General features: G+C 41.8%; 12 protein-coding genes and 1 rRNA gene. 12 read left to right on the top strand and 1 reads right to left on the bottom strand.

Annotation, left to right across the window (positions count from 1 at the left end):
• Positions 1–37 precede the first annotated feature (37 nt).
• Positions 38–847 carry a type I methionyl aminopeptidase gene (gene map / locus JQM81_RS02375; RefSeq protein WP_235231929.1) on the bottom strand — a complete coding sequence of 270 codons (810 nt, stop codon included), beginning with the start codon at positions 845–847 and terminating at the stop codon, positions 38–40.
• 163 nt (positions 848–1,010) lie between these two features.
• Here map and JQM81_RS02370 point away from each other — a divergent pair, with 163 nt between their 5' ends.
• The 12 genes from JQM81_RS02370 to JQM81_RS02315 form a co-directional block, all read left to right on the top strand.
• A complete protein-coding gene (locus JQM81_RS02370; protein ID WP_235231928.1) occupies positions 1,011–2,087 on the top strand; it encodes a 6-phosphofructokinase in 1,077 nt (358 codons plus the stop codon).
• Positions 2,088–2,114: 27 nt separating this feature from the next.
• Positions 2,115–3,689 (top strand): DNA polymerase III subunit gamma/tau, encoded by a 1,575-nt coding sequence (gene dnaX, locus JQM81_RS02365; RefSeq protein WP_235231927.1) that lies wholly within the window; start codon positions 2,115–2,117, stop codon positions 3,687–3,689.
• A gap of 12 nt (positions 3,690–3,701) precedes the next feature.
• Positions 3,702–4,055, top strand: a complete 354-nt coding sequence (locus JQM81_RS02360) for a YbaB/EbfC family nucleoid-associated protein (protein ID WP_235231926.1) — start codon at positions 3,702–3,704, stop codon at positions 4,053–4,055.
• A gap of 15 nt (positions 4,056–4,070) precedes the next feature.
• The gene (gene recR, locus JQM81_RS02355; protein WP_235231925.1) at positions 4,071–4,667 is read left to right on the top strand and encodes a recombination mediator RecR; all 597 of its coding nucleotides are present in this window, start codon (positions 4,071–4,073) and stop codon (positions 4,665–4,667) included.
• A gap of 95 nt (positions 4,668–4,762) precedes the next feature.
• Positions 4,763–5,866: a LacI family DNA-binding transcriptional regulator gene (locus JQM81_RS02350; protein WP_235231924.1), complete on the top strand. Its 1,104-nt coding sequence runs from the start codon at positions 4,763–4,765 to the stop codon at positions 5,864–5,866.
• Positions 5,867–6,110: 244 nt separating this feature from the next.
• Entirely contained in the window at positions 6,111–6,764 is a 654-nt protein-coding gene (gene fsa, locus JQM81_RS02345; protein ID WP_235231923.1) for a fructose-6-phosphate aldolase, read from the top strand.
• Positions 6,765–6,774: 10 nt separating this feature from the next.
• The gene (locus tag JQM81_RS02340) at positions 6,775–7,611 is read left to right on the top strand and encodes a transketolase (RefSeq protein ID WP_235231922.1); all 837 of its coding nucleotides are present in this window, start codon (positions 6,775–6,777) and stop codon (positions 7,609–7,611) included.
• Positions 7,599–8,537, top strand: a complete 939-nt coding sequence (locus tag JQM81_RS02335) for a transketolase family protein (RefSeq protein ID WP_235231921.1) — start codon at positions 7,599–7,601, stop codon at positions 8,535–8,537. The genes JQM81_RS02340 and JQM81_RS02335 overlap by 13 nt, the downstream gene beginning before the upstream one ends.
• 247 nt (positions 8,538–8,784) lie before the next feature.
• Positions 8,785–9,843: a LysM peptidoglycan-binding domain-containing protein gene (locus JQM81_RS02330; protein ID WP_235231920.1), complete on the top strand. Its 1,059-nt coding sequence runs from the start codon at positions 8,785–8,787 to the stop codon at positions 9,841–9,843.
• A gap of 125 nt (positions 9,844–9,968) precedes the next feature.
• Complete coding sequence (locus JQM81_RS02325; protein WP_235231919.1) at positions 9,969–11,222, top strand: DUF5711 family protein; 1,254 nt, start codon at positions 9,969–9,971, stop codon at positions 11,220–11,222.
• 9 nt (positions 11,223–11,231) lie between these two features.
• On the top strand, positions 11,232–12,146 hold the full coding sequence (locus JQM81_RS02320) for a CvpA family protein (protein ID WP_235231918.1): 915 nt from the start codon (positions 11,232–11,234) through the stop codon (positions 12,144–12,146).
• Between the two features lie 524 nt (positions 12,147–12,670).
• A 16S ribosomal RNA gene (locus tag JQM81_RS02315) occupies positions 12,671–13,012 on the top strand; the annotation flags it as partial.

The raw sequence follows: 13,012 nt of genomic DNA, 5'->3' as shown, positions 1-13,012 counted from the left end.
TTCCTTTTTTTCTGTGGCAGACACTAGAAAGCAATTATTATTTCGATAGTACTTCTACACCATCTTCTGTAATCAGTACCATGTATTCAATCTGGGCAGACAGGCTATCATCCATAGTATAGACGGTCCAGCCATTCTCTTCGTCGATGAAGAAATCAGGGCTGCCTTCGTTGATCATTGGTTCGATGGTGAACATCATGCCTGGAACCAAAACCATTTCACTTCCCTTAGGAGTTACATAGCTGACAAAAGGGTCTTCGTGGAAAGCAAGGCCAATGCCGTGGCCTCCAATTTCTTCGACAACAGAGTAGCCATTCTTTTGTGCGTGAGAGTTAATTGCGTAAGCAATATCCCCCAGGTGTCCCCAAGGTTTCGCCTCTTTGAGACCGAGTTCCACGCATTCCTTCGTTACCTGTACCAGCTTCGCTGCCTCAGGAGATACATCTCCGATAGTAAACATGCGGGAAGCATCTGAAAAATAACCATTCAGAATAGTAGATACATCCACATTGATGATATCCCCGTTTCTCAAAATCTCATCTTCGGATGGAATCCCATGGCAGATGACGTTGTTAATAGAGGTACATACGCTCTTTGGGAAACCTTCATAATTAAGCGGTGCTGGGATTCCGCCATGCTCCGTTGTGAAATCATAAACCAGTCTGTCAATTTCTGCTGTACTCATGCCCTCGTGAATATGGGCAGCCACATGATCCAGGACCGCTGTGTTCAAATCGGCGCTCTTTCTGATTGCTTCGATCTGCGCCGGAGTCTTTAAAAGAGAACGGTCAGGAACAATCTGTCCCTTGGCGGCCAGAGACCATAATTTTATATCCAGTTTATCCACAATATTACCTACTTTCTTTGCAAAATACTTTACTTATAATTATAGCATCCTTTGTCAAGAGGGGATGGGGTTTTTTCAAAAACCCCCGTCCTCTCCTTGTAATTGCATCATACTCTGTGATAAACTAAAGTGTAATAAGTTTGAGTGTGAAAGGAGCAGGCGTATGTTAAGAATAGGAATGCTTACAAGTGGAGGAGACTGCCAGGCTTTAAATGCAGCTATGCGTGGCGTTGTAAAAGGAATCTGTTCAAAGAGAGACGATGTTGAGATCTATGGATTTCAAGAAGGCTATAAGGGATTGATTTATTCTAATTTTAAGATGCTGACTTCCAGGGATTTCTCAGGAATTCTGACGGTTGGAGGAACAATTCTTGGGACTTCCAGACAGCCGTTTAAATTGATGAGAGTACCAGACGAGAACGGTTTGGACAAGGTTGAAGCAATGAAACATACTTATCACAAATTGAATCTGGATTGTCTCGTGGTACTTGGCGGTAATGGAACACATAAGACAGCGAATATGCTTCGCGAGGAAGGATTGAATGTCATTACACTTCCAAAGACGATTGACAACGATCTGTGGGGAACGGATATGACGTTTGGTTTCCAGAGTGCGGTAGATATTGCTACGGATACGATTGATAAGATTCACACGACTGCGACATCACACAGCCGCGTATTTATTGTTGAGATCATGGGACATAAAGTCGGATGGGTAACACTCCATGCAGGAATTGCAGGTGGTGCAGATATTATTCTGCTTCCTGAGATTCCATATGATATTGATGTGGTGGTGGATGCTATCAATAAGAGAAAAGCAGCAGGAAAGAGATTTACGATTATCGCTGTTGCTGAAGGTGCAATTTCAAAAGAAGATGCCAAGCTATCCAAAAAAGAGATGAAAGAGAAGGTAGCAAAGAAGAAATATCCTTCTGTTGCATATGAAGTGGCTGAAAGAATTCAGAAGAAGACAGATCAGGAAGTTCGTATTACTGTTCCGGGCCATACACAGCGTGGTGGTTCTCCGTGCCCGTATGACCGTGTGCTTGCAACGAGACTTGGTGCAGCAGCGGCAGAGGCAATTCTGGAAGGAAATTATGGCTGTATGATGGGCGTGAAGAAAAATGAAATTGTACGTGTTCCATTAGCAGAAGTTGCCGGTAAGCTGAAATATGTTGATCCGAATTCCAGCATTATCAAGGAAGCAGAGATGACGGGCATCAGTTTCGGTACAAAATAAAGACGTAAGAAGCGGGGAGTGTAGAGAATGTCATATACGGCATTATATCGAAAATTTCGTCCGGATGAGTTTGAGGATGTAAAGGGGCAGGATGCAATTGTAAAGACATTAAAAAATCAGATCATGGCAGACCGTATAGGACATGCATATCTGTTCTGTGGAACGCGGGGAACCGGGAAAACAACGGTGGCAAAGATATTTGCCAAAGCAGTTAATTGTGAACATCCAATTGACGGAAGTCCTTGCGGTGAGTGTGCCATGTGTAAAGCGATTGCGTCTGGAGCTTCTATGAATGTCATCGAGATTGATGCGGCATCTAACAACGGTGTGGATAATATCCGTGAAATCCGGGAGGAAGTGTCATATCGTCCGACGGAAGGACGCTACAAAGTATATATTATAGATGAGGTTCATATGCTCTCTATTGGAGCGTTCAATGCGTTGCTGAAAACTTTGGAGGAACCGCCGGAGTATGTTATCTTTATCCTGGCGACTACAGAAGCGCATAAAATTCCGATCACGATTTTGAGCCGATGCCAACGGTATGATTTTAAAAGAATTTCTATCGAAACTATTTCCGCAAGGCTTCGGGAATTAATTGATAAAGAACAGTGGGATGTAGAAGAAAAGGCGGTTCGCTATATTGCTAAGATGGCAGATGGCTCCATGCGAGATTCGCTTAGTCTTCTGGATCAATGTGTTGCTTTTTATATTGGAGAAAAACTGACCTATGACCATGTGCTGGAAGTCCTGGGGGCTGTAGATACAGAAGTGTTTAGCCGGCTTCTTCGGGAACTTCTGGTCATGGATGTGCATAAAGTGATTGAAACGGTAGATGAATTGGTCATGCAAGGCCGTGAACTGTCTCAGCTTGCAGCAGATTTTACCTGGTATCTCAGAAACTTGCTGCTGGTAAAAAGTTCTGATAATATGGAGGACGTACTGGATGTGTCCACAGAGAATCTGGTTCAGCTAAAAGAAGAGGCGCAGATGATTGACAATGAGACACTGATCCGTTATATTAGAATCTTCTCAGATCTTACCAATCAGTTGAAATACGCAAGCCAAAAAAGAGTTCTTTTGGAAGTGACATTGATTAAGTTGTGCAAACCAGAGATGGATCGGAATCCAGATGCTCTTCTGGATCGTATCCGGGCAATCGAAAAACAATTGGAAGAGGGTCTGCCGGAAGCCAAAGTAAAGGAAAGAGTTGTCTATGTAAATGGAGAGCAGGCGCAGCAGACATCGCAACAGTCAAAACCGGAGATTCCCAAGGCGCTGAATGAAGATGTGAAAGCAGTGGTGAAAGATTTTCGTGTGATTGCAAATGATGCCTCTCCGCTGCTTAGAACTTATCTTAAAAAGGCAAGACTTAGCGCAGGAGAAGGTAATCGTCTGCTTATTGTGCTCCCGGATGAAGTTAGTGCAAGCTTTGTCGCCGCAGCAGAACATAAGGCAGAGATTGAAGGGTTGATTGAAGAAAAGATTGGGAAGCGAATGGAAGTAGAAGTCCGACAATTAGAAGAAGGACGCAAGTTTGAGGATCATTTTGTTGATATTGAAAATCTGATCCACATGGATATAACAATAGAAGATGAGTAGGAGGATATGAATATGGCAAAAAGAGGTGGATTTCCAGGAGGCGGGATGCCGGGAAATATGGCGAATCTGATGAAACAGGCACAGAAGATGCAGCGCCAGATGGAAGAACAGGCAAAAGAGATGGAGACAAAAGAATTCAGTGCAACCGCGGGCGGCGGAGCTGTGGAAGTGACGGTCTCCGGCGCGAAGAAAGTATTGAAAGTAAAGTTAGCTGAAGAAGTGGTTGATCCGGATGATGTAGAGATGTTAGAAGATCTGATCGTTGCAGCGGTAAATGAAGCCATGGATAAAGTAGATGCTGAGTCGGCATCCGCAATGGCTAAGTTTACCGGCGGCATGGGCGGTCAGATGCCGGGATTATTCTAACGGGGAGTGCAAAATATGGATTACTACAGTAACCAGATGAGCAAATTAATTGAAGAATTGTCATGCCTTCCGGGCATAGGATCAAAGTCAGCGGCAAGGCTGGCTTTTCACTTGGTTCATATGCCTTTAGAAGATGTAAAAAGGCTGGCATCCACCATGGTCGAGGCAAGAGAGAACATCCGATATTGTTCAGAATGTTATACTCTGACGGATCAGGAAATGTGTCCGATCTGCAGTAATAGTAATCGAGATCACAAGACAATTATGGTCGTGGAAAATACCAGAGATCTGGCGGCATACGAAAAAACCGGCAAGTACGACGGCGTGTATCATGTACTTCACGGTGCAATCTCGCCCATGCTCGGGATCGGACCGGACGACATTAAGCTGAAAGAGCTTATGGAACGACTGCAGGGAGATGTAGAAGAAGTGATTATCGCCACTAATTCAAGTTTGGAAGGTGAGACCACTGCAATGTACCTTAGCAAGCTGATAAAGCCGACCGGAATTAAAGTCAGCCGGATTGCCAGCGGTGTCCCAGTGGGAGGAGATCTGGAATATATAGATGAAGTAACCCTGCTTCGGGCATTGGAAGGAAGAACACAATTGTAATTTGGGACGGGGGTTTTTTCGTTTTCCTCCGTCCCAAATTAAAATATCCCTGTCCCCAATTAGATTTACCCTGTCCCCAAATGAGGTGAGTGAGGATGAAAAAGAAGAAAATTACATCTATGGATATAGCTGAGGTAGCAGGGGTATCCCAGTCTACGGTTTCAATGGTCTTAAATAAAAAATACAATGTATCGTTTTCCAAGGAAACGGTGGAAAAAGTGGAACGTGCGGCCAGAGAACTGGGATATGTTCCGCCGAAGCGCAAGAAGAAAAAGGGCACAAAAAAGGAAAAATTATTGGTGGTATTCTGTTCGAATCTGACCAACCCGTATTATGTTATGTTGCTTCAGGGGATTGAATCCCGTGCTAAGGAGCAGGGATTTGGTCTGTTTGTATGCAATACGCAGCGTGATCTGAAGATGGAAGAACGATATCTGAAGATGATGTGGGAGCTGCGTCCCCTGGGAATTATCTATACTTGTAATCCGAGTCATTGTTTTATGGATCTGGTAAAGGAGTTGTCTCAGAAGATTCCGGTGGCGATTATTAATAATCAGAATGAAAAAATGAATGTAGATGCGGTGGAATTGGATAATTCTAAGCTTGGAAGAATTATGGCCCGTCACCTCCTGGAACTGGGGCATCGCAATGTGGCATATATTGCACCGCCTTTGACTGCGCGCCAAAAACAACGTTCCAAACGTGTAGAAGGATTTTTGAAAGAGTATGAAAAGGCTGGTTTGCGGGAAAATGTAATTATTAAGGCTGCGAAAGAAGAGATAGACCTTGATGTTGCTCTCATTGATTCGGAATATAAGATTGGCTATGATCTGACAAAAGAGCTTTTGCAGGAAAATCGGGAGATTACCGCGATTGTTGGACTGAACGATATGATTGCATTTGGAATTCTGGATGCGCTTCATGAAGCGAAGATAAAAGTTCCGTCAGAGATGTCCGTTATGGGTTGTGATAATACTTTGTTTGCCCGGATGCATAAAGTGGATCTTACGACGATTGAACATTTTGTTATTTTTAAGGGCAGAGATGCCTGCGATATTATTATGAAGAAAATCGCATCCCATGATACGAGATATTCAGAGATTGAGCCGATCAGCACATACCATGTAGAGTATGAACCACAGTTGATCATACGGGGAACAACATCTTATGCAAAAGAGAAAAGAAAAAAGAAAAATTAATTCATTTTGAAAAAATATTATTAATATTTTCCGGTAATGCATCTGGAAAAAATGCTGAAAGTGCGAGAATAAAAATCTGTTTATTAAGAAACGAAAGAAAAAAATAGAATAAAATAATTGATAAAATAAAATTATTAATAAACAAAATTATTAATAATAAATAAGCGCTATTGACCAATCTTCATGGTGTAAGTTATAATCCAATCATGAAGTAAATAGCGGATTTATAAGGAGGAAAAGCGAAATGAAATTTTTCATTGACACAGCGAAGGTAGAGGATATTAAGAAAGCAAATGACATGGGAGTAATTTGTGGTGTAACTACAAATCCATCTTTGATTGCAAAAGAAGGAAGAGTATTTGAGGAAGTTATCGCTGAGATCGCTTCTATTGTAGACGGTCCAATCAGTGGAGAAGTAAAAGCAACAACTGTTGATGCAGAGGGAATGATCGCAGAAGGAAGAGAAATCGCAAAGATTCACCCGAATATGGTTGTTAAGATTCCTATGACTGTAGAAGGACTGAAAGCTTGCAAACAGCTGACAGCTGAAGGAATCAAGACAAATGTGACATTGATCTTCACAGCAAATCAGGCACTTCTGGCAGCAAGAGCAGGCGCAACATATGTATCTCCTTTCTTAGGACGTCTGGATGATATCTCTGTAAGAGGTACAGACTTGATCGCAGAGATCGCAGAGATCTTCCGTGTTGCTGGAATAAAGACTGAAATCATCGCAGCAAGTGTACGTCATCCAATGCATGTAACAGACTGCGCATTGGCTGGTGCTGATATTGCAACAGTTCCGTATTCTGTAATTGAGCAGATGACAAAACATCCATTAACAGATGCAGGAATTGCAAAATTCCAGGCAGATTATAAAGCAGTATTTGGAGAGTAGGAGGCAGCTCATGAATAAGTTAGAGTTAATGAAGACAGCAAATGAGGTTCGCAAGGGTATTGTGACGGCTGTACACAGTGCAAAATCAGGACATCCAGGCGGCTCCTTATCTGCTGCAGATATCTATACCTATCTGTTTTTTGAAGAAATGAATATCGATCCGAAGGATCCGAAAAAAGCTGACCGCGACCGTTTTGTATTGTCAAAAGGTCACACTGCACCGGGATATTATTCTACCTTGGCACACAGAGGGTTCTTCCCGGTAGAAGATCTTACCACATTGCGTAAAGTAGGTTCTTACCTTCAGGGACATCCTGACATGAAGCACATTCCTGGTGTGGATATGTCAAGTGGTTCTCTGGGACAAGGAATCTCAGCGGCTGTAGGTATGGCAATTTCCGCAAAATTATCTGGAGATGCTTATCGTGTATACACGCTGCTTGGAGATGGAGAGATTCAGGAAGGTCAGGTGTGGGAAGCGTCTATGCTTGCGGGCTTCAGAAAGTTGGACAACCTGGTAGTGATCGTGGATAACAATAATCTGCAGATTGATGGCCCGATTGATGAGGTCAACTCTCCGTACCCAATCGACAAGAAATTTGAGGCATTTAATTTCCACGTAATTAATATTAATGGAAATGATTTTGATGAGATCGATGCTGCATTTAAAGAAGCAAGAGAAACTAAGGGGCAGCCGACAGCGATTATCGCAAAGACATTGAAAGGAAAAGGAGTTTCCTTTATGGAAAATCAGGTGTCCTGGCACGGAACCGCTCCAAACGATGAGCAGTACGCGGTTGCAATGGCAGACTTAGAGAAAGTAGGTGAAGCATTATGTCAGAAGTAAAGAAAATCGCAACAAGAGAAAGCTACGGTAATGCTTTAGTTGAGTTGGGAAAAGAACATGAAGATGTTGTTGTTCTGGATGCCGACCTGGCAGCAGCAACAAAGACAGGAACATTTAAAAAAGCTTTCCCAGAGCGTCATATCGACTGTGGTATTGCAGAATGCAATATGATCGGTGTCGCTGCAGGAATCGCAACAACCGGAAAAGTACCATTTGCAAGTTCCTTTGCAATGTTCGCAGCGGGACGCGCCTATGAGCAAGTACGTAACTCTGTTGGTTATCCGAAATTAAATGTGAAAATTGGTGCAACACATGCTGGAATCTCCGTAGGAGAAGATGGCGCAACACACCAGTGCAATGAAGATATTGCCCTGATGAGAACTATTCCGGGAATGGTTGTTATCAACCCTTCTGATGATGTAGAGGCAAAAGCGGCAGTAAAAGCAGCTTATGAACATGAGGGTCCAGTATATCTTCGATTTGGAAGACTTGCGGTCCCTGTAATCAACGATAACGAAGACTATAAATTTGAACTCGGAAAAGCAATTACCCTGCGTGAAGGTACCGATGTTACGATTATCGCATCTGGTCTTCCAGTGTCTGAGTCACTGGCAGCAGCAGAAAAACTGGCAGAGGATGGAATCAGCGCAGAAGTAATCAACATGCACACCATCAAACCATTGGATGAAGAAGCAGTTATCGCAGCAGCAGCTAAGACTGGAAAGATTGTAACAGTAGAAGAACATTCAATCATTGGCGGATTGGGAAGCGCAGTTTGCGACGTAGTTGCAGAAAAAGCTCCTGCAAAAGTTATGAAAATCGGTATTAATGATGTATATGGCGAATCAGGACCAGCAGTGGAACTGATTAAAAAATACGGACTAGATGCAAATAGCATTTACGAAAAAGTAAAAGCGTTTGTATAAAAAACATTTCCTGAAAGAAGAAGACACATCCTGTGGGTGTGTTTTCTTCTTTTTGTCAATTGGGGACGTAGTATTTTTACAAAATACTACGTCCCCAATTGACAAATGCCCTGTACCTTTTTGGCAAATACCCTGTACCCGGTCGTAATATGGCGGAAAGTTTTTGGGACAGGTCCCATCAATTGATAAAATATGCAGATTTCGTATGCTATCATTAGCAAAAATATTCAAGATGAGGTGAGAGTATATGGAAAGACAATTTCCCAAAAATGTAAGGCAGATAGGAAACGTAAGTGATGAGCCTAAAATATACGTAGAAGATTATGTGGATATCTATTTGACTCAGCTACAGCAACAGGCGTCTGAGGAACCGATAGGTGTCATGCTTATTGGTGAAATACTGAATCAAGAGGGGCAGGATGTGGTTTATATTTCTGGCGCTATGCAGATGAAAGAAATTGAAGTAACTAGTACGGAGATCGTTATTAAAGAAGAGACGCTTGAAGAGATGGAAGGAGAGCGGAAAAAGTTTTTTGCATTCAGTCAGATCGTTGGATGGGGACTTATTGAGAGTGGTCATCCTATGGGACAGATTCGGGAAATTTCAAAGATACACGCGAAAACATTTTCGGGAGAAAATACCATATTTATTTGGAAAGATGCCAGAGATAATGAGGAGTTATATTATGCTCATAAATATGGTGAACTGATGCAGATGGGAGGACATTATATATATTATGAAAAAAATCCTTCCATGCAAAATTATATGATTGCGACACGCAAAAAGAATGGCGTGACACCCAGTGAAATGGTTGAGGATCGAGCTGCAAAGGATTTTCGTAGTGCCGTAAGAACGAAAATGGAAGATAAAGAACAACGGCAAAATTCGAGATTGGTCTATGCAACCAGCGTGCTGTTGGTGGTAGTAGTGCTTGCGATTGGGGTATCGACGGTTAATAACTTTGACAAAATGGAGGCGGTTCAAAGTTCACTGGAATCTCTGTCGCAATCTGTTGATCAAGCAGGAAGTCAGAACAAAACCGTAAGTGAGGAAACGGTAGTTGAAACAGGCGGTAGTGCAGAGAGTGCAGATGAAGTAGCTGCTCAGGGTACTGTACCAGAGACTTCAACAATACAAGAGGAATTAAGTGAAGATGATTATTACGTTGTAAAAAAGGGTGACACCCTGGATAGCATCAGCGTAAAACTATACGGAGATTCCTCTCATGTAACAGCAATCTGCAAAATGAACGGGTTATCCGATGGCAATCTCATTTACATCGGACAAAAACTACTACTCCCCTAACCGGAAATGTGTTACAATGTTCACGAAAGCACAAAGTCGTGTGAAGTGAGCACGGCGTAAGAAGCGAAGAAGTTCGATAGGGTAAGAACCACCGCTCTGCGGAAGAACGAATGAAGGGGAGACAGATGATACAACGGAGAAATAAAAACCTTCATGTTGTCAGAGAACAGGAAGATCCAACAGATGAGATTGTAAAAGATATAATGCAAGAATTGAATAATGAAAATACCCCACAAGAAGAACTGAATGAGCAGATCAAACAACACAAGAAAGAGCAGTGGCGCAAGAGAATTATTTGTGTGGCAGTAGTACTTGTGGCAATGGTTGGTATTTATCTTCTTGTGAATCTTCAGACATACAATCAGGCAAGAACCATAGATTCATATCAGAACAGCGGCACATCAAATAACAGCTACATACAGTTTTCAGAGGGAGTGTTAAAATATAGCCGTGATGGTATCTCCTATCTTGATCAAAATGGTGAAGAACAATGGAATCAATCCTATCAGATGAAAAATCCATTTGTTGATGTGGGAGAGAAAGCGGCAGCAGTAGCTGATAAAGGTGGAAATGATATCCTTGTATTCCAGAAGAATGGTATAAAAGGAGAGATTCATACCACGATACCGATTGAGAAAATAAGCGTATCTGAGCAAGGTATCGTTAGTGCGATATTAAAGAATGAATCTTCGGCAAAAATAATGTGTTACGATACGGCGGGAAATGTGCTGGTAGAGCATAAAACTTCTTTGGCTGGAACCGGCTATCCGCTTGATGTGGCTTTGTCGGCAAATGGAGAAGTAATGCAGGTTCTGTATCTTTATACGCAGGATGGAAAGATTACTTCAAAAGTGGTTTACTATAATTTTGGTGAGGCAGGCGAGGAAGATGCCGATCACCAGGTAACGACGAAGGAATATGAAGATACTATTATGGCTTCGGGATTTTTCCTCAATAGTTCTACTTCAGTGGCGGTTGGAGATAATTGCCTGTCCATATATCAAGGTAGGGAGATCCCGAAAGAAGAGACTAAGATTACGATTGAAAAAGAGATAAAAAGCTTGTTCCACAGCGACAAATATATTGGTATGGTCCTTAAAAATGAAGGAAAAGAAGGCTATGAGCTTCGCCTTTATAATTCCCATGGGAAGGTGGTTCTGTCGGAAGATTTTACAGGTGATTATGCAAATGCAAAAATCTGCGGCGGACAAGTGATTCTGTATGATGGTAAAAAATGTAGTATATTTATGAAAAGTGGCATACAGAAGTTTGATGGGGAAATGGATGATAATATATTGGAGATTTTCCCGGTTGCAGGTGTTAATAAGTACATTTTGATGAGCACAGATGGAATGAAAAAAATCCGTCTTGTGAAATAAGGAGAACTTATGAATTGGTTATTGATAACAGTTGGTGTAATTTTCTTGGTCAGTATAATTGTTGGGATTTGTAGAGGTGCGATTAAAATAGCAGTATCTCTTGCAACAACAATTGTTACACTTGTACTGGTGTTTTTTGCAACGCCATATGTGGCGAAGGCGATTGAAAAGTATACACCTATGGATGATGTGATTAAGAATCAGGTAATCAGCACAATGGCAAATGCGGCGGTTTCTCAGGCTTCTGGAGAGGAGTCGGGGGGTCTCTCGGAAGAAAGTGTCAGAAAAGTATTAGAAGCAGCAGGAGTCGGGGAAGATCTATTGTCACAGTATGGTATTACTATAGAAGATATTGTAAATGGAAATATAAGCAAAGAAGATCTTGCTCAATACGGAATATCCGGAAATGTATTGGACGGTCTCGATTCGGGGCAGCAGACTGTTGAGCAGGCGATAGAAGGGGCAGAGATACCGAGGGAAATGCAGACGCAAGCCATACAACAGGCAGATCTTCCGAATGTGTTCAAGAGTCTTTTGGCGGTTAATAATAATAGTGAGATTTACCAACAACTTGGCGTAGAAACATTTGCACAGTATGTAGGTAGTTATCTGGCTAAGTTGATTATTAATATAGTAGCGTTTTTGATTACTTTTGTCTTAATCTCTATCATATTGCGTGCAATTGTATTTGCGCTGGATATTGTCTCTTCTCTTCCGGGTGTTGGAATTGTTAATCGGCTTGCGGGAGGAGTTATAGGAATGGTTGGAGCAATGGTCATTGTGTGGACGTTATATATTATAATTACTTTAATGTATACAACAACTGTTGGAAAAGAGTTATTTCAGATGATTCAGGAAAATCAATTTCTTACAATGTTATATGAATATAATCCGATTATGAAGCTGGCGACAATATTTCACTAAAAAATAAAGAAACTACTTGACGTTAAGAATAAAAAATGATATTATAAAAATCCACCGCGAAAACGTGGTGGATTTTTATACGGAAAGACTTTGGAAATGAAAAAATCCAAAAAAGATATCAAAAAAATGTTGACAAAGATTTGGAGACATGATATCCTATAAAAGTTGTCGCTTAGGTGTTAGAAACACTTGGGAATGGACGACAAAAAACAAATTAAAAAAGTTGTTGACAAGCGAGAAAACATATGATATATTAATATGGCTGTCGCGAATGAGACAACAAAACAAAGAACCTTGATAATTAAACAATAGACAACAACCCTGAAGATTTCTTTAAGAGAAAAATTCAGAACGAGACATTTAGATGTCGACCTTAAAACAGTAAAAGGGATAAGAAAGCTAGTAGTTTTCTTGACCTGGAACGAACTTAATGATGCTTCGACAGTTCTAAGTTCGAAAGAACCTCACGAAGAACTGCGAAGCGTCTAAAAGCTAAAGTTTGTGTAAAACCAAACTTAAGCTTTTTAGACGAGAGTTTGATCCTGGCTCAGGATGAACGCTGGCGGCGTGCTTAACACATGCAAGTCGAGCGAAGCACTTAAGTATGATTCTTCGGATGAAGACTTAATTGACTGAGCGGCGGACGGGTGAGTAACGCGTGGGTAACCTGCCTCATACAGGGGGATAACAGTTAGAAATGACTGCTAATACCGCATAAGACCACGGTACCGCATGGTACAGTGGTAAAAACTCCGGTGGTATGAGATGGACCCGCGTCTGATTAGGTAGTTGGTGGGGTAACGGCCTACCAAGCCGACGATCAGTAGCCGACCTGAGAGGGCGACCGGCCACATTGGGACTGAGAC

Origin of the sequence: Faecalicatena contorta (assembly GCF_021531895.1) — a bacterium.
Taxonomy (GTDB): domain Bacteria; phylum Bacillota; class Clostridia; order Lachnospirales; family Lachnospiraceae; genus JAFBIX01.
This window is presented reverse-complemented; position numbering and strand designations above follow the sequence as displayed.